Source organism: Dinoroseobacter sp. S124A (assembly GCF_049801015.1).
Lineage (GTDB): Bacteria > Pseudomonadota > Alphaproteobacteria > Rhodobacterales > Rhodobacteraceae > Dinoroseobacter.
Genome location: NZ_JBNAGD010000004.1, coordinates 80,287 through 97,612, shown reverse-complemented (window position 1 = coordinate 97,612; position 17,326 = coordinate 80,287). Strand labels below are relative to the sequence as shown.

Below are 17,326 nucleotides of genomic sequence, written 5' to 3'. Positions count from 1 at the left end.
GGGGCAAACATAGCGCGAAGCAGGACGGGGGGAAAGCTATGTTCCACATCTGTTCGCGACTCCTCTATTGCGCAATCAGATGAAATGCTTAGCAAGGGCCCATGGATCTGGACACGACCCATCCGGCGATTTCCGACCTGCGGCGGGCTGCACGCCGACGCATTCCCGGCTTCGTCTTCGAGTATCTCGACAGCGCGACCGGCGATCGCGAGGTGGGAGTGGGCACGACCCGGGCCGCGCTCGATGCGATCCACCTGCTGCCGAGCATTCTGCATGGCGAGATCGACCCGGTTCTCGAAACTCCCTTGCTGGGCCGCAGCTATGCCCGCCCCTTCGGGATTGCCCCCGTGGGCATGTCCGGGCTGATCTGGCCAGATGCGGAACGGCTGCTGGCCGCCGAGGCCGCAGCGGCGCGCATTCCCTATGGTCTGTCGACCGTCGCCACCCAGGTGCCTGAGCGTGTCGGCCCCAAGGCGGGGGGGATGGGCTGGTTCCAGCTCTACCCACCGGCGGACCCGGTGATCCGCGACGATATTATGGCCCGGGCCAAGGCCTCGGGGTTCGAGACGCTGGTTCTGACCGTGGATGTGCCCGCCGACAGCCGCCGCGAGCGGCAACGCCGCGCAAACCTGACCATCCCGCCCAAGATCACACCGCGCATGGTCGCGCAGATGGCCCTGCACCCGCGATGGGCGCTTGGCATGGCGCAGCATGGGCGCCCCTCTCTGAAGCTGGCCGAAAGCTATGTCGAGAAATCCGGCGCGGCGAGTTACATGGCCCATGCAGGCAAGGCGATCCGGGGCGCGCCCGACTGGGCCTATCTCGACGCGCTGCGCGCTGGATGGGACGGCCCTCTGGTGGTCAAGGGCGTGCTGCGACCCGAGGATGCGACGCGGCTGCAAGCGGCTGGCGTGGACGGGATCTGGGTGTCGGATCACTCCGCGCGCCAGTTCGAGGGCGGGCCGGGCGCGATCACGCAGCTGCCGGCGATCCGCGCCGCGGTTGGCCCCGACTACCCGCTGATCTATGATAGCGGGATCGAAGGCGGGCTCGACATTCTCCGCGCGGTGGGGATGGGCGCGGATTTCGTCATGCTGGGGCGCGCCTGGCATTTTGCCTTGGCTGGACTGGGGCCGCGCGGCGTGCGCCACCTGATCCATCTGCTGACCCAGGACCTGATCACGAACATGCAAATGTGCGGCCTTGCCACCCTTGCCGATTTCCGCGACGAATTGGCCCCGAGACGCTAGGGGCTTCCGGTTTGGAACGGTTTGCCGTACATGGACAATAAAGTTTACCAATGAGGACCCGATGACTGACTTCAAAAAGATCCTGATTGCCAATCGCGGCGAAATTGCCATCCGGGTGATGCGGGCCGCCAACGAGCTCGGCAAGAAGACGGTTGCGGTCTATGCGGAGGAAGACAAGCTCAGCCTGCACCGTTTCAAGGCGGATGAGGCCTACAAGATCGGCGAGGGCATGGGCCCCGTGGCCGCCTATCTGAGCATCGACGAGATCATCCGGGTCGCCAAGCTCTGCGGTGCGGATGCGATCCACCCGGGCTATGGCCTGCTGTCGGAGAACCCGGATTTCGTGGATGCCTGTGCTGCCAACGGCATCACCTTCATCGGGCCCAAGGCCGAAACCATGCGCGCCCTTGGTGACAAGGCGTCAGCGCGCAAGGTGGCCATCGCCGCCGGCGTGCCGGTCATCCCAGCGACCGAGGTGCTCGGCGATGATATGGAGGCGATCAAGGCCGAGGCGGAAACCATCGGCTATCCCCTGATGCTCAAAGCGTCCTGGGGCGGCGGCGGTCGCGGCATGCGCCCGATCTTCGGCGCCGATGAGGTCGCCGAGAAGGTCCGGGAAGGCCGCCGAGAAGCCGAAGCCGCCTTTGGCAATGGCGAAGGCTATCTCGAGAAGATGATCACCCGCGCCCGCCATGTGGAGGTTCAGATCCTCGGCGACACGATGGGCAATATCTATCATCTGTGGGAGCGCGACTGCTCGGTCCAGCGTCGCAACCAGAAGGTCGTGGAGCGCGCGCCCGCGCCCTACCTCTCCTCCGCCCAGCGCGAGCAGATCTGCGAGCTAGGTCGCAAAATCTGCGCCCATGTGAACTACGAATGCGCGGGCACGGTCGAATTCCTGATGGATATGGACACCGGGTCTTTCTACTTCATCGAGGTGAACCCCCGCGTTCAGGTCGAGCATACGGTCACCGAAGAGATCACCGGCATCGACATCGTGCGCGCCCAGATCCTGATCGCCGAGGGCAAGTCCCTGATCGAGGCCACCGGCGTGGCCAGCCAATATGACGTGCCCCTGAGCGGTCACGCGATCCAGTGCCGGGTCACCACCGAGGATCCGCAGAACAACTTCATCCCCGATTATGGCCGCATCACCGCCTATCGCGGGGCCACGGGCATGGGCATCCGCCTTGATGGCGGCACGGCCTATTCCGGCGCGGTCATCACCCGCTACTATGACAGCCTGCTGGAGAAGGTCACCGCCTGGGCCCCGACCCCCGAGGCCGCGATTGCGCGGATGGACCGTGCCCTGCGCGAGTTCCGGATCCGCGGTGTCAGCACGAATATCGCCTTTGTCGAGAACCTGCTGAAGCACCCGACCTTCCTGAACAACCAATACACCACGAAATTCATCGACGAGACGGCAGAGCTTTTTGAGTTCCCCAAGCGGCGCGACCGGGCCACGCGGATCCTGCGCTATATCGCGGATATCTCGGTCAACGGACATCCCGAGACCGAGGGCCGCGCCATGCCGCCCGCCACGCCCCGCGCGCTCAAGGCCCCTGCCCCCAAGGCCGCACCGGCCCCCGGCACCCGTACCCTGCTGGAGGAAAAAGGTCCGCAGGCGGTTGCGGATTGGATGTCGGAGCAGAAGCAGCTGCTGATCACCGACACCACCATGCGCGACGGGCACCAGTCGCTGCTGGCCACGCGGATGCGGTCCATCGACATGATCCGGGTCGCGCCCAGCTATGCCGCGAACCTGCCGCAGCTCTTTTCGGTTGAATGCTGGGGCGGTGCGACCTTCGACGTGGCCTATCGCTTCTTGCAGGAATGTCCCTGGCAGCGCCTGCGCGACATCCGTGCCGGTCTGCCCAATGTGATGACGCAGATGCTGCTGCGCGGCTCGAACGGGGTCGGCTACACCAATTACCCCGATAACGTGGTGCAGGAATTCACCCGTCAGGCCGCCGCCTCGGGTGTCGACGTGTTCCGCGTCTTTGACAGCCTGAACTGGGTCGAAAACATGCGCGTCGCCATGGACGCGGTGCTCGAGAGCGGCAAGGTCTGCGAAGGGACGGTCTGCTACACAGGCGACATCCTGAACCCCGAGCGGGCGAAGTATGACCTCAAATACTATGTGGATATGGGGCTGGAGCTGAAGGCCGCGGGCGCCCATGTGCTCGGCCTGAAGGATATGGCGGGCCTGTTGAAGCCAGCCTCGGCCCGGATCCTGATCAAGGCCCTGAAAGAAGAGGTCGGCCTGCCGATCCACTTCCACACCCATGATACCGCCGGCATCGCCTGCGCCACGATCGTCGCGGCGGCGGAATCCGGCGTGGACGCAGTGGATTGCGCCATGGATGCGCTGTCGGGCAATACCAGCCAGGCGACCCTCGGCACGGTCGTGGAATCCCTGCGTCACACGGATCGCGACACCGGGCTCGACATCAAGGCCGTGCGCGAGATCTCGGATTACTGGGAAGCGGTGCGCGAGGAATATGCCGCCTTCGAGACCGGCCAGCAGGCCCCCTCCTCGGAGGTGTATCTTCACGAAATGCCCGGTGGCCAGTTCACCAACCTCAAGGCGCAGGCCCGGTCCCTCGGGCTTGAGGAGCGTTGGCACGAGGTCGCCCAGACCTATGCGGATGTGAACCAGATGTTTGGTGACATCGTGAAGGTGACGCCCTCCTCCAAGGTCGTGGGCGACATGGCGCTCCTGATGGTGAGCCAGGGCCTGAGCCGTGCGGATGTGGAGGACCCCAATCGCGACGTGGCCTTCCCGGATTCGGTCGTCGACATGATGCGCGGCAATCTAGGCCAGCCTGCGGGCGGCTTCCCGGAAAAGATCATGTCCAAGATCCTCAAGGGTGAGAAGCCGAGCACGGAACGCCCGGGCAAGCACCTCCCGCCCGTGGATCTCGAGGCGACGCGCAAGGACCTGGAAGCCCAGACCGGCACCACTGCGGATGACGAGGATCTCAACGGCTACCTGATGTATCCCAAGGTCTACACCGATTACATGGCCCGCCACAGCGAGTATGGCCCGGTCCGGACCCTGCCCACCCGCACCTTCTTCTACGGCATGCAGCCCGGTGACGAGATCGAGGCCGAGATCGATCCGGGCAAGACCCTCGAGATCCGGATGCAGACCGCCTCCGAGACCAATGAGGATGGCGAGGTGAAGGTCTTCTTCGAGCTGAACGGCCAGCCCCGCGTCGTGCGGGTGCCGAACCGCAAGGCAGCGGCCACGGTCGCGAAGATGCCCAAGGCCGAGCTGGGCAACCCGAACCATATCGGGGCGCCCATGCCCGGTGTCGTGGCTTCGGTCGCAGTGCAGCCGGGGGCCAAGGTCAAGGAGGGTGATCTTCTGCTGACCATCGAGGCCATGAAGATGGAAACCGGCATTCATGCGGAGCGCGATGCGGTGGTCGCCGCAGTGCATGTGAGCCCGGCGGCACAGATCGACGCCAAGGACCTGCTGATCGAGCTCAGCTGATGCCGCGCAGGCTCGCCGCCCTCAGCCTGGTCGTGGATGACTACGACCGGGCGATCGCCTTTTTCACCCAGACGCTCGGGTTCGAGTTGCGCGAGGATACGCGCCTGTCGGACACCAAGCGTTGGGTGCGCGTAGCCCCGCCCGGGGCAGAGACCGAATTTCTGCTGGCGCGCGCCGCCACACCCAGCCAGGTGGCCGTTATCGGCCAGCAGGGCGGAGGGCGCGTCTGGCTGTTTCTCGAGACCGAAGATTTCGACGCGGATTTCGCACGGCTGAGCGCCGCAGGCGTCCCGTTCGAGAGCCCGCCCCGCGACGAACCCTACGGCACGGTCGCCGTGTTTGCCGACCCCTGGGGCAATCGCTGGGACCTGATCCAATACACCGATCCCGAAGGCCGCAGCGGCACGCAAGCCTGACACGCGGGTCTGGCGCCCTCTTCTTACAAGGCAGCGGCGCCATCCCGACGGCGAAACGTCCCGACGCGCACCGGATGCAACCCGGCGCAAATTTGCTCTGAACACGACTTCTGCCTAGGCTTCCCGCAACGAGGGGGAGGACAAGCATGTCAAAATTAGCGCCAGGAGTTGTATCCATCGGGCTGGTCCTGGGGGGCGTCGCGCTCGCGCAGGACCCGCCGCAGATGGCCATGAGCACCACGATCCCGGACGGGATCACCACCCCCGACAATATCGAGACGCAGCTGGGCGCTCTCAATTTCTTTGACGGGGTGCCGGACGCCGAGACCGCAGACAAGATCTACAATCTGCTCGACTTCACCCATGCGTACCAAGCCTATCTGGACGGTGTGAAGATCGCCTCGATGGACGCCATGCGGCGCGGGATCGAGGCCTTTGGACCGGTCAACACCACTGTCTTGCAGTTTGCGGATCTGATGGATTCGAAGGCGCTGTTCCTGACGCCGAACACGACCAGCGTCTATCAGACCGCGTGGCTTCAGTTGGGCGACGAGCCGATGGTGATCGAAACGCCGCCCAATGTGCTCGGGTTTCTGAACAATGCCTGGTTCAAATACGTCATGGATTTCGGCAATCTCGGCCCGGATGAGGGGAAAGGCGGGAAGTTCCTGATACTTCCCCCGGGATATGAGGGCCCGGTGCCCACCGAGGGCTACACCGATGTCGTGCCTTCGGACACCTACGGTCACTGGGTGCTCTGGCGGGGCTATCTCAAGGACGGCTCTACGGCGGAGGCGGTGCAAGCCACCCAGGACAGGTTCCGGATGTACCCACTCTCGGCAGCGGACGCGCCGCCGGAAATGACCTTCGTGAACGTCTCGGGCCAAGAGTTCAACACGATCCACGTGATGGACGAGCGGATGTACGACGAGATCAACACCGTGGTGCAATCCGAACCCCTGCAGGGCGAAGAGCCGGAGCTTTTGGGACATCTGGCGGCAATCGGCATTCAGAAGGGTCAGCCCTTTGCGCCCGATGACAGGATGCAGGCCATTCTGAAACGCGCGGCAGCCGCCGGTGCCGTGACAGTCAAGACGCTGGTCTCCAAGCCCCGCGACCCGCGCGTCTACTGGTATCCGGGCGAGAGCTATTGGCAGACAGCCTTTCCCGGCGGGGCCTATACCTGGGTGCTGGACGGGGCCACTTTGCACGATTTCCGCAGTGCCTTTCACTTCTATGCGACGGGCGTCACGCCGGCGATGGCGTTGAAAGTGGTGGGCAAGGGATCGCAATACGCCTTCACCTACCGGGATGCGGAGGGCAACGCGCTCGACGGTGGCAAGACCTACAAGCTCACGGTGCCCGCCGATCCGCCTGCCAAGGATTTCTGGTCCTTCACCCTCTATGACAACCAGACCCGCTCGATGCTTCAGACGGACAAGCAGTTTCCCGCCCTGGGCAGCAATGATGACGGGCTGGTGCAAAATGCGGATGGCTCGACAGATATCTATTTCGGCCCCGTGGCGCCGGAAGGATTCGAGAGCAACTGGCTTCAGACCGTGCCGGGAAAAGGGTGGAACACAATCATGCGGCTCTATGGACCGCTCGAGCCCTGGTTCGACCAGACTTGGCGCCCGGGAGAGATCACGCTCCTCCCCTAGCGGCCCCGCAAACAGCGCGCAGGCGCGTCGCCCGTTCCCCGTGGCGGCGCGTCCAAGCGGTCCGAACCGCCGCCGTCCGGATCCTGCCGACCTGCGACCGGCGGGCGCAGCAAAAAATCGCAAATCCGTGCTTTTTTCACTTGCAGCCAAGGGGGCTGCTGGATACATCAGCGTCACTCAACTGATGCGGGCGTAGCTCAGGGGTAGAGCATAACCTTGCCAAGGTTAGGGTCGGGCGTTCGAATCGCCTCGCCCGCTCCAGTTGAAGTTCTCCGACCAGACATGATTGAATTTACCCCACCCCGGGGGACGCGGTGTTGCGCACTAGCGCAGCCAGAGCTTGTTGCGTTTCAAGGTGTTGCGGATGGTCTGCTCCTTGGGGGGCAAAGCCGCCCGATCAAAGAGCGCGCGCGCCTTGGCCCCCTTGCCCTGATAAATCATCCGCTTGGCCGCCTCGGACCCCTTGAGCAGCTTCTTGATCCGGTTCGGGGCCGTTACCCTTTCCAGCACCTCGACCACCACATCCGCCTCTCGCGCGTACAGCAAAGGCAAAAGCCGGTAGTGGCAGGTGATCCGCCCGTCGAGCAATCCGGGCGGCACCGCGTCCCGCCCACCGCCGAGCCCGTGAACAACCAAGGGCAGCGCGATCTGGTCGAGCCACGGCTCCAGCGGCTGACAGATCAGTTCGGGCGGCGGGTCATCCCAGATGCTGCGCGCGATCTCGAGATAGCGGCGATGGAAGGCCAGCGGACAGCCGCCAAAGAACCAGCCAGCGTTGAAATAGAGGTAACGCTCCCAATACTCATCCGGATGGCTCAGATCGAGGGAGCTTTCGAAATCCAGCCCGAACCGGTCATAGAGCGCCTTCCATGTCTGGGTGTAGCCCGGCCCGTAGAGCTCGATCACCGGCCATGTCCCCGTCCGCCGCATGGAGGCCCCGGGATAGGCGTCGTCAAAGGGCACCTCCGAAAGCGGGCCGAGAAACAGTGTGTCGGTGTCGAAGAACACGAAGGGCCGGTCGCGGTCGAGCACCTTGAGCGCCTCGATCTTGTTGCCATGGGGATAGCGCGCACCGAAGGCCTCGGAGGCGAAGGGCCGGATCTCGGCCCCGTATTCCGTCCCCAGAAACTGGCGGATCTCGGAAGGCGCCGTCGGATCGGTGTCGCCCCAGAGCGGCCCGGGCTGCGGCTCGGCGAAGATCAGACGCCCGTCATATTCCGGGTTCGCCGCCCGAAACGAGGCCGCAAAGATCAACGCCTCATAGGCCAGACGCCCGCCCTGCAGCACGGCCAGCACGTCGCGCCCCGGCGCTTCGCCCTCCGCTACGGGCAAGGCATCATGCGCATCCATGCGCGGGAGTTCGAAGGAAGTCGGTCATCTCTGGGCCTGCCCGGTTTTTTGCAGTATGCCGGGTTCATGCGGCGGGACAACCCGTTCCCGTCCAGAGATTTCGGAGTGCCCTATGCCGCGTCCCCTGATGCTCTGTCTTGGCCTGCTGGCGGCGACACCAGCCATGGCCACCGGTTTCACCACCGCCGAGGAGGTCAAGCCGATCCTCATGGCCACCCAGTCGAGCTGGGTCGCGGTGCGCAAGTTCAACGGTCAGGACCTGCTGTATTTCACCCAGATCGAGAGCTGGCGCTGCGGCGTGCAACAGATTGCCTTCCGGGTGAATGGCAATGCCGAGCAGCTCTTCAAGTTCATGGAACCCTGCTATGAGGGTACGCCTGCACCCAATGCCTTCAAGCTCGACAGCCACCTGCCCTATGTGGCCTTCCCGCTGGACACTCTGACCAGCGTCGAGGTGACCGTGACCTTCGAGGACGGCTCCTCGCAGACAGCAAGCTTCGAGCGCAGCGAAATCGAGCTGCAATAGGTACGGCTCAAAGGTCGACCTCGATCACCCCGTCCTTTTCGGCGGCGCGGGACTGGCACAGGATCACCGCGCTCTCGCGCTGCGCCTTGGACAGAACGAAGTCCCGATGCTCCACATCGCCGGACACCAGCCCGCATTTGCAGACCCCACAGATCCCGTCCGAGCATTTCACATCGATCTTGATCCCGGCTTCGGTCAGCACATCCGTGGCGGTCTTGTCTGCGGGGATCTCGAACTCCTGCCCGGACCGCACGAGGCGCAGGGTGAAAGGATGGTTCTCGTAGTCGGGCGTCTCGGGCACCGAGAAGAACTCCAGATGCTGCGCCTCCTCGGGCACGCCCTGTCGCGCGGCGGCCTCCATGACAGCGCTCATGTACCGCTCCGGGCCGCAGGTATAGACATGCGCGCCCTCCGGATGGCCCGCAAACAGTGCATCGAGATCGGCGCGCGTGCCCTCCTCCGAGATGTGCAAATGCAGCTTATCGGCCCAGGGCATCGCCGCGAGATCCTCGAGAAAGCCAGCTGCGGCGCGGGTGCTGACGGAGTAATGCAACGCAAAATCCCGGGCCAGCGCGTGCAGCCGGTGCGCCATGGCGATCATTGGCGTCACCCCGATGCCGCCGCCCATGAGATAGGACATGGGCGCATCCTCGGTCAGGGGGAAATGGTTGATGGGGCGCGAGATGAAGACCCGCCGCCCCTCGGCAAAAATCCGGTGCATGAGCTTGGATCCGCCGCGCCCGCCCTCTTCGCGCAGCACGCCAATCTGGTATTTCGACCGATCCGCCGGATCGCCGGACATGGAATACTGGCGCAGGAATTCCGGGGCCACCACGATGTCCAGATGCGCCCCCGCCGTCCATTCCGGCAAGTCCCCGCCCGAGGGCAGTCGGAACTCGTATTTCGTCACCTCGGGCGTCATCGCCTCGGCCTTGGTCACCACGACCTGCAGGACTGGGCTCTCGCCAGCCTCGGCGCGCCGGTGGATCACGCCGTCATCGCCCTTTGCCAGCCGGTCGCGATACTCTTCGGCGGTGATCATCGCCTGATAGGCCTCGATCCCGGCCTCGCGATCCATGGGGAACGGGTATGGATAAGGATGCGGCGCAAGCGGTGCCGGATAGACCGCGAGGGTCTGATCCTCGTAACGCAGGTCGAGATCCCGCTGCAGATCCCGCGCATTCACCGGGTGCCGCGTGGGCCGGTAGCCGCCATCCTCATAGAGCTCCAGATCCCACCACCATTTCTTGACCGGATTGAGCCCGCCATTGCCCACAGCGTCATCCAGCCGGGCCAACAGCGGCGCGGCCTTGGGGATGTTCATCGCCGCCCAGCGAAAGGGCTTCTCGGCGAACAGCCCTTCGAGGTTCCACGGACAGGTCTTCATGCAGCGCCCGCACATGGCCCCACCCAGGGTCGTGATCCGGTAGCTGGCGCATTTCTGGCTGTCAGACTTCCAGATCTCGTAGCCGTTGAACATCAGTTTCGGCCCGGCGGTGATCGCCCCCGAGGGGCATTCACGGGCACATTTGTTGCAGGTCTCGCAGAAGCTCTGCAGACCGAAATCGATCGGCTTGTCATGGGCCAGCGGCAGATCCGTGGTCACCACCCCCGATTTCAGCCGCGGCCCGAGGAACGGGTTCAGGATCACCTCGCCAATTCGGCTCACCTCGCCCAGCCCGGACAGGAGCAGCAAGGGCGGCTGTAGCACCTCGCCATCGAGCACCGTATGGGCCTTGGCCGAATAGCCGAGGTTGCGGATCTGCTTGGCGATCACTCCGCCGAGCAGCGAAAACCGCAGATAGGCCCGCATGGATTGCGCCACCGAGATCCAGTCATCGCCGGACGCGCCCTCCATCGTCTCATAGCCCTGATCGATGATCATGCTGATGGCTTGGTCATGGGGCGGGTCGATCTCTTCGCCGCGCGCATCGTGGGAATACCACGTCCAATCCGGGCAGGCGCTGATCCCGACCGCATCCACGCCGAGGAAATAGCTCGCGGCCTTGATCGCCTCCGCATGGGTCTGCGGCTCAGGGACGGCGCGCTCCGTCTCGGACGCGCCATCCTGCAGGAGGACAAAGGCCCCGAGCATCCGCCGCTGCGCCATGGATGGGGCCGCCTTGCGGGCGTAATACCCCCCCTTGGCCCCGTCCTGCAGGGGTTTACCCATATCCCCGAACTGGGCGCGCGCGAACATATCCGTGCGCTTGGGCACCCGCGCCACATTGGGTGCATCGATATAGGTGGTCGGGTTTTCGACCCGTTTGAGTGTCTCGAACGGGTGCGGCCCGTCGCGGAAATCGCGGGATTTGAACGGGTCGCCGTTCAGGGCCGATTTGGCCGAGGCCGTGCCCAGCCACCAGGCCGGTCCCTTGGTCCGCAACCAGGGCTGCGCGGGTGCGAGCGGCGCATCCACCGCAAGCTCCATCGTCGTGGTCAGAACCGCCACGCCGAACCGGGTCCCGAGATAAGGGTTCGTAAGAACCCCGTCCTCGACCGTCGCCAGCCCCGCCGCCACCGTGAGCCGGTTGAGCGACACATCCGTCGAGGTCGCCGTATGCGCCTTGGCATCCCAGCCCAGCAGCCGGATGTAATTGGCCAGCACCACCGCCGTCTCGGAGGCGCGCAGGCAAGCGCGATGGGCCTGTGCATCAGCGATCCACGCTGTCCCCGGCTCGCCCGGACGCGGGTCCCGGGGCATCTCGTACAGAAACACCATGGCATAGGTGTGATCCATGATGGTCGAGGGCGGCGCCTCCATACTCTCCTTGAGATCGGCCATGATCATGTCGATGCCCGAGGCCAGCGTCTTGGTCTGGCGCGTGCGCAGCTCATGGGCCAGCCGGTCGATATCCGGGTTCCGGCGCGGGCGCGCAAGCAGCGCCTCAGACGGCAGAGCGCAGGCCCCGACCATGGCGGCATCGGAAAAATAGCCAAAGGCCTTGAGGTGGTTGGCCCGCGCCACCGGATCGCTCGGACACTCCGCCCGCGCCTTGTTCACGAGCCCGTCCCGGATCGCGTCCATCATGGCCTGGTACTCGCCCATGGCATTGACGATGGAGGTCGGCACCTCGGGTCGCGCGAAGCTGAGTGGGCGATCCTCGGGCACCTGCGCGAGATCGGGCATCGCACCCCGGGCCAGCCGTTCCAGCGGATAGGGGCCCATATGCACAGGCCGCGTCGCGTCCGAGAAGAACCGGATGCTCACCTGCGACCCCGGCCTGCGGGCAGCCTCGTCTTCGACATCACGGCCCCTCCCCGGCGTCAGTCTCGGATGGGGATATGCTAAGCCGCCCCGAACACACCGCAAGGGATAATCCGCCCGACGCGCAAAGGGCGGGATCACAATCGCACGGGCGCGGGTTGCGCGTTGGCGCCATGTCTGAGGTAAGGAGGAAAGTGGTGGGCGACCCTGGAATCGAACCAGGCGTGCGTCTCCGCGAGGGAGTTACAGTCCCCTGCCACACCTTGCGGCCTGTCGCCCAACGGGTGCGTGATTACGCGCGCCGGGCTGGGGCGTCAACCGCAAAACTTGAGGGCGGAGCCGGGAAAATCATCGACCTGTGCGGCGCTTGCCCGGCACAACATTGACCGGGCGTGGCCCCTCGGCTATCCCCGCGCCCTGAGCCGCGCGAAAGGACATGCCATGGCCGGCAAGAAGCCCACATGGGTGATCGACAAGGAACGCGCCAAACGGGCCGCAGCGGCGCAGACATTGTGGCTCTTCGGGCTGCATGCGGTGCGCGATGCCCTGCAGAACCCGGCGCGCAACCGGGCGCGGCTGGTCGTGACGCGGAACGCCGCCGACAAGCTCGCCGACGCCATCGCCGCCTCGGGGATGGAGCCAGAGATCGCCGATCCGCGAAAATTTCCGGTGCCGCTCGACCCCGGATCCGTGCATCAGGGCGCGGCACTCGAGGTCAAACCCCTGAGCTGGGGCCCCGTGGCCGAGGTTTGCCTCGGTGGCCCCACGGAGATGCCGCCCCTCGTCGTGCTGCTCGACCGGGTGACGGATCCCCATAATGTGGGCGCGGTCCTACGCTCTGCCGAGGTGTTCGGCGCGGCCGCCGTCATTGCTACCGCCCGCTCTGCTGCGCCGGAAACCGGCGCGCTGGCCAAGACCGCCTCGGGCGCACTGGAGCGCCAGCCTTATCTGCGGGTCCGGAATCTTGCCGATACGATGGAGGAGCTGCGCGCCATGGGCTTCACCCTGCTCGGGCTCGATGGTGAGGCGGATGAGACCCTCGATACCGCGCTCGAGACCCGCCGCGACCGCCCTATCGCGCTGGTCATGGGGGCCGAGGGCCCGGGCCTGCGCGACAAGACCAAGGCCACCTGCGACATGCTGGTGAAGATCCCATTCGCCCGCGCCTTCGGCTCGCTCAATGTCTCGAACGCGGCGGCTGTCGCGCTTTATGCCTGCCGAACCCCCAAGGGTTAGGCAAAGCCGCGCGGCGCAGATGACAACCCACCGCCCCGCGCCTATCTAGGGGTCAGAGAGGTTTTTCATGCACGAGCACACCAAAGTCGCCACCTGTTCCTATTGCTCTGCGCGCACCATGCTGGTGCCCTCGGCCCGGGATGGGCATGAGCTGGCCTGCGGGTCCTGTGGCGCGCCGTTGCATGAGATGAAATGGCTCAAGACCCCGACCGAACCGGGCAAGAAACCCAAGGGCAAAGGCAAGCGCCGCAAGGAGACCGGCTATATCCCCGGCGTGCACGGACCTGAAACAGGACCGGTCTCGCGCGGCGCCGCATCGCGCGCGGCCCATGGCGGATACCGAAAGAAGAAACGCAAAAAACCTTTGTGGGAAAAGGCTTTGGGCGAGGCGGTCGACCTGATCGAGGACATCTTCGACTGACATCTGCCTCACAAGCGTGTCACTTCTCTTGCTGGTTTTGGCGTCGAACGCCACCTCCTGAGCAGACCAACGCTTGAGGAGATACCCCATGATTTCACGTCGCACATTCCTGATCGGCACCGGCGCTCTGACCGCGGCTGCCCCCTTCGCCGCCCCGGCCCTGGCCGCCGAACCGGCCATCTACAGCAAGCGCGGCCTGGCCATTCGCGGCTATGACCCCGTGGCCTATTTCAACGACGGCAAACCCGTGAGCGGCGATGCCGCCTTCACCCACACTTGGAACGGCGCGGAATGGCGCTTCGCCTCTGACGCCCATCGCGCGGCCTTTGCCGCGACCCCCGACGCCTATGCCCCGCAATATGGCGGCTACTGCGCCTGGGCCGTCGCCGAAGGCTATACCGCCTCCACGGATCCGGATGCCTGGAAGATCGTCGATGGCAAGCTCTACATGAATTTCTCCAGACGGGTGCAGCGCCGCTGGGAAAAGGACATCCCCGGCAATATCACACGGGCCAATGGCAACTGGCCCAAGGTCCTCGGCTGACACCAGCCTTCTGGCCGGGCATATCGGCCAGTATCCGCGCGGCACTGGCGGGGATCTGACAAGAGATCACAGAATCGTGATCTCCTCCTTTCAATCCAGATCATGGCCCCTACGTAACACTTATAGAAGCCGGGCTCGGAACTCCTGCGCTTCACTTCACTGTCCCTCGTTCCGTTACTACACGCCCGGCCGTTTCGGCACGGGCGTTTTTTTTGGCACCCCCGTGCATCAACCGAGAGAGGCGCGCGGGCAAAGAGATCTTTCCGCCTGTCTCACCGGGCGCTAGGCTGGCCCCATGACCCAAGATCCAAGCGACGACCTGCTGCGCGAAATCCTGACCCGAACCCGGGTCGTGGCCTGCGTGGGCGTGTCCATGAACCCGGTGCGTCCGTCCTATTACGTGGCGCGCTATCTCGGGCTGCGCGGCAAGCGGGTGATCCCGGTCAATCCGGTCCATGCCGGCAAGACATTGCTGGGCGAGACCATCCGCGCGGACCTGTCGGAGATCGAAGAGCCCGTGGACATGGTCGATATCTTTCGCCGCCCGGAACATGTGCCCGCGATCGTCGACGCGGCCATGGCCGAACTGCCGAGCTTGCGAACAGTCTGGATGCAAATCGGCGTCAACCATCCGGAGGCCGCCGCCAAGGCCGAAGCCGCCGGCCTGACCGTGATCCAGAACCGCTGCCCCAAGATCGAATACCAACGGCTCTATGGCGAGCTGCGCATGGGCGGGTTTGCCACTGGCGTGATCAGCTCCAAGCTCTGACCCGCGCGCGCGGCCTTCTCAAGTCTGCAAATACCCTCGCCGAAGGCCCGGCCCGGACCACGTCCTGAACGGGCCGCTCAGCGCGATGCCTTCTCCGCCAGCCCGGACATCCCCTGCCGTCGCGCCAGCTCCGCCAGAACATCCTCCAGCGCCACATCCCGCGCCGCCAGCATCACCAGCAGGTGATAGAGCACATCAGCCGCCTCGTAGGTCAGGTTCTCACGGTCATCCTTGGCCACGGCGATAATGGCCTCGATCGCCTCCTCGCCGAATTTCTCAGCGCATTTCTCTGGCCCCTTGGACAGAAGCTTGGCCGTCCAGGAACTGTCCGGATCGGCCCCCTTGCGTGCTGCGATCACCGCTTCGAGCTCATGCAGCACGCTCATGACAAGCGCACGGGGATGCCCGCCTCCGCCATATGCTCCTTCGCTTCGCGGATGGTGTACTCCCCGAAGTGGAAGATCGACGCGGCCAGCACGGCGCTTGCGCCGCCCTCCGTCACCCCGTCCACAAGGTGATCCAGCGTGCCAACCCCGCCCGAGGCGATGACCGGAACCGAGACCGCATCGGAAATCGCCCGGGTGAGCGGCAGGTTGAACCCCTGCTTCGTGCCATCCCGATCCATGGAGGTCAGCAGGATCTCTCCGGCCCCCTTGGCCACCACGGTCTTGGCGAATGCGACCGCATCGATCCCCGTGGGCTTGCGCCCGCCATGGGTAAAGATCTCCCATTTGCCCGGGGAAACGGTTTTCGCATCGATGGCGCAGACAATGCACTGGCTGCCGAACTTGTCCGCTGCCCGCGCGATCACGTCCGGATCCGCCACGGCGGCCGAGTTGAACGAGACCTTGTCCGCGCCCGCCAGCAGGAGGTTGCGCACATCCTCGCTCGTCCGCACGCCCCCGCCGATGGTCAGCGGCATGAAACACTGCTCCGCCGTGCGCGTGGCCAGATCATACATCGTGCCCCGGTTCTCATGGGTCGCGTGGATGTCGAGAAAGCACAGCTCATCCGCCCCGGCCGCGTCATAGGCCTTGGCGCTCTCGACCGGATCTCCGGCATCGATGAGGTCGACGAAATTCACACCTTTGACGACCCGGCCATCGGCAACGTCGAGACAGGGAATGACACGGGTTTTCAGCATGGGCACGGTCCTGCGATGGGCACAGGGCCTCTTAGCCGCCCAAGCCCCCCGGAACAAGTCTTGGCCCTCGCGCCGGACGGCGATCCGGGGTAAGCCCGCCCCATGACGACACCGCCTTTCGACATTTTTCTCGCGGCTCCTCCGGGGCTGGAACCCATACTCGCCGCCGAAGCGGCGGAGTTGGGCTTTGCCGCCCCGCGCGCCGTGCCCGGCGGGGTCGAGACCACGGGCGACTGGCCCGACATCTGGCGCGCGAACCTGCACCTGCGAGGCGCGGCAAGGGTGCTGGTGCGGCTCGGCAGCTTCCGAGCTTTCCATCTGGCGCAGCTCGACAAGCGCGCGCGCAAATTCCCCTGGGGCGATGTGCTGCGTCCGGACGTGCCTGTGCGGGTCGAGGCGACCTGCCGCCGCTCCAAGATCTATCACGACCGCGCGGCCGCCCAGAGGGTGATGCGGGCCATCACCGAGACCCTCGGCGCGCCCGAGGGCAAGGGAGAGGACGCTCTGCGCCTGCTGGTGCGGATCGAAGACGATCTGGTGCAGATCAGCCTGGATACCTCCGGCGCCCCACTGCACCGGCGCGGACATAAGGAGTTTGTCGGAAAAGCGCCCATGCGCGAAACGCTGGCCGCGCTCTTTCTGCGACAGATGGGCTTTAGCGGAACAGAGCCTCTCGTGGATCCAATGTGCGGCTCGGGAACCTTCGTACTGGAAGCCGCCGAACTTGCCCTCGGCCTCGCCCCCGGGCGCGATCGGTCTTTCGCATTCGAAAACTTGGCATCCGCTGTGCCAGAGGCCGTGGCCGCGCAGCGCACGCGCCGCGCGGCGGACCCGCCTGGCTCAACCCCGCTGGCCTTTGGCTTCGACCGGGATGACGGGGCGATCCGGGGGGCGCGCGGCAATGCCGAACGCGCCGGGCTGAGCGCCGTTACCCGGTTCGAACGCCAACCGATCTCCGATCTGATCCCGCCCGTGCCGGGACCAGGGCTCGTGCTTGTAAACCCGCCCTATGGGGCGCGGATCGGCAATCGCAAGCTGCTCTTTGGCCTCTATGGAAGTCTCGGGAAGGTGCTTGCGACCGGGTTTTCCGGCTGGCGGGTCGGGGTCATCACCTCCGATGGCGGGCTGGCCAAGGCAACGGGCCTTCCCTTCCTGCCCTCCGGCCCCGCCGTGTCACTGGGCGGGCTCAAGGTCACGCTCTGGCACACCGATCCCCTGCCCTGAGATTGCCTCTCATTGTTCCCGAAATACTCCGGGGGTGCGGGGGCTGGCCCCCGCGACGGACACCAGCCGCGCCCTCGC

General features: G+C 65.2%; 14 protein-coding genes and 2 tRNA genes. 11 read left to right on the top strand and 5 right to left on the bottom strand.

Going from position 1 to position 17,326, the window contains the following annotated elements:
* The first annotated feature begins 101 nt into the window (after positions 1–101).
* The 5 genes from ACP15I_RS10995 to ACP15I_RS10975 all read left to right on the top strand — a co-directional run bounded on the left by ACP15I_RS10995 (position 102) and on the right by ACP15I_RS10975 (position 7,087).
* A complete protein-coding gene (locus ACP15I_RS10995) occupies positions 102–1,250 on the top strand; it encodes an alpha-hydroxy acid oxidase (RefSeq protein ID WP_424975118.1) in 1,149 nt (382 codons plus the stop codon).
* 61 nt (positions 1,251–1,311) lie between these two features.
* A complete protein-coding gene (locus tag ACP15I_RS10990; RefSeq protein WP_424975117.1) occupies positions 1,312–4,749 on the top strand; it encodes a pyruvate carboxylase in 3,438 nt (1,145 codons plus the stop codon).
* Positions 4,749–5,165 carry a VOC family protein gene (locus tag ACP15I_RS10985; RefSeq protein WP_424975116.1) on the top strand — a complete coding sequence of 139 codons (417 nt, stop codon included), beginning with the start codon at positions 4,749–4,751 and terminating at the stop codon, positions 5,163–5,165. The genes ACP15I_RS10990 and ACP15I_RS10985 overlap by 1 nt, the downstream gene beginning before the upstream one ends.
* 224 nt (positions 5,166–5,389) lie before the next feature.
* Positions 5,390–6,826 (top strand): DUF1254 domain-containing protein, encoded by a 1,437-nt coding sequence (locus ACP15I_RS10980; RefSeq protein ID WP_424975115.1) that lies wholly within the window; start codon positions 5,390–5,392, stop codon positions 6,824–6,826.
* A gap of 186 nt (positions 6,827–7,012) precedes the next feature.
* Positions 7,013–7,087, top strand: a tRNA-Gly gene (locus tag ACP15I_RS10975).
* 63 nt (positions 7,088–7,150) lie between these two features.
* On the opposite strand, the gene ACP15I_RS10970 is transcribed toward ACP15I_RS10975, so the two are convergent.
* Entirely contained in the window at positions 7,151–8,176 is a 1,026-nt protein-coding gene (locus ACP15I_RS10970) for a hypothetical protein (RefSeq protein WP_424975114.1), read from the bottom strand.
* A gap of 112 nt (positions 8,177–8,288) precedes the next feature.
* Here ACP15I_RS10970 and ACP15I_RS10965 point away from each other — a divergent pair, with 112 nt between their 5' ends.
* Positions 8,289–8,702, top strand: a complete 414-nt coding sequence (locus ACP15I_RS10965; protein WP_424965724.1) for a hypothetical protein — start codon at positions 8,289–8,291, stop codon at positions 8,700–8,702.
* 7 nt (positions 8,703–8,709) lie between these two features.
* On the opposite strand, the gene ACP15I_RS10960 is transcribed toward ACP15I_RS10965, so the two are convergent.
* Complete coding sequence (locus ACP15I_RS10960; protein WP_424975113.1) at positions 8,710–11,913, bottom strand: reductive dehalogenase; 3,204 nt, start codon at positions 11,911–11,913, stop codon at positions 8,710–8,712.
* Positions 11,914–12,105: 192 nt separating this feature from the next.
* Positions 12,106–12,189: transfer RNA gene (locus tag ACP15I_RS10955), tRNA-Tyr, on the bottom strand.
* 162 nt (positions 12,190–12,351) lie between these two features.
* Between ACP15I_RS10955 and rlmB the strand changes: the two genes are divergently transcribed.
* The 4 genes from rlmB to ACP15I_RS10935 all read left to right on the top strand — a co-directional run bounded on the left by rlmB (position 12,352) and on the right by ACP15I_RS10935 (position 14,880).
* Positions 12,352–13,146, top strand: coding sequence for a 23S rRNA (guanosine(2251)-2'-O)-methyltransferase RlmB (gene rlmB, locus ACP15I_RS10950; protein WP_424975112.1), 795 nt, complete (start codon positions 12,352–12,354; stop codon positions 13,144–13,146).
* 67 nt (positions 13,147–13,213) lie between these two features.
* On the top strand, positions 13,214–13,567 hold the full coding sequence (locus tag ACP15I_RS10945; RefSeq protein ID WP_424975111.1) for a hypothetical protein: 354 nt from the start codon (positions 13,214–13,216) through the stop codon (positions 13,565–13,567).
* 88 nt (positions 13,568–13,655) lie between these two features.
* Positions 13,656–14,111 (top strand): YHS domain-containing (seleno)protein, encoded by a 456-nt coding sequence (locus tag ACP15I_RS10940; protein ID WP_424975110.1) that lies wholly within the window; start codon positions 13,656–13,658, stop codon positions 14,109–14,111.
* 295 nt (positions 14,112–14,406) lie between these two features.
* Complete coding sequence (locus ACP15I_RS10935) at positions 14,407–14,880, top strand: CoA-binding protein (RefSeq protein ID WP_424975109.1); 474 nt, start codon at positions 14,407–14,409, stop codon at positions 14,878–14,880.
* Positions 14,881–14,957: 77 nt separating this feature from the next.
* Here the strand turns inward: ACP15I_RS10935 and ACP15I_RS10930 are convergent, their stop codons facing one another.
* Together ACP15I_RS10930 and hisF are read right to left on the bottom strand one after the other, a co-directional pair.
* Entirely contained in the window at positions 14,958–15,266 is a 309-nt protein-coding gene (locus ACP15I_RS10930) for a phosphoribosyl-ATP diphosphatase (RefSeq protein WP_424975108.1), read from the bottom strand.
* A complete protein-coding gene (gene hisF, locus ACP15I_RS10925; protein ID WP_424965717.1) occupies positions 15,263–16,024 on the bottom strand; it encodes an imidazole glycerol phosphate synthase subunit HisF in 762 nt (253 codons plus the stop codon). Before hisF ends, ACP15I_RS10930 begins: the two co-directional genes overlap by 4 nt.
* A gap of 102 nt (positions 16,025–16,126) precedes the next feature.
* On the opposite strand from hisF, the gene ACP15I_RS10920 reads away from it, so the two are divergent.
* Positions 16,127–17,248, top strand: coding sequence for a THUMP domain-containing class I SAM-dependent RNA methyltransferase (locus ACP15I_RS10920; protein ID WP_424975107.1), 1,122 nt, complete (start codon positions 16,127–16,129; stop codon positions 17,246–17,248).
* Positions 17,249–17,326 lie beyond the last annotated feature (78 nt).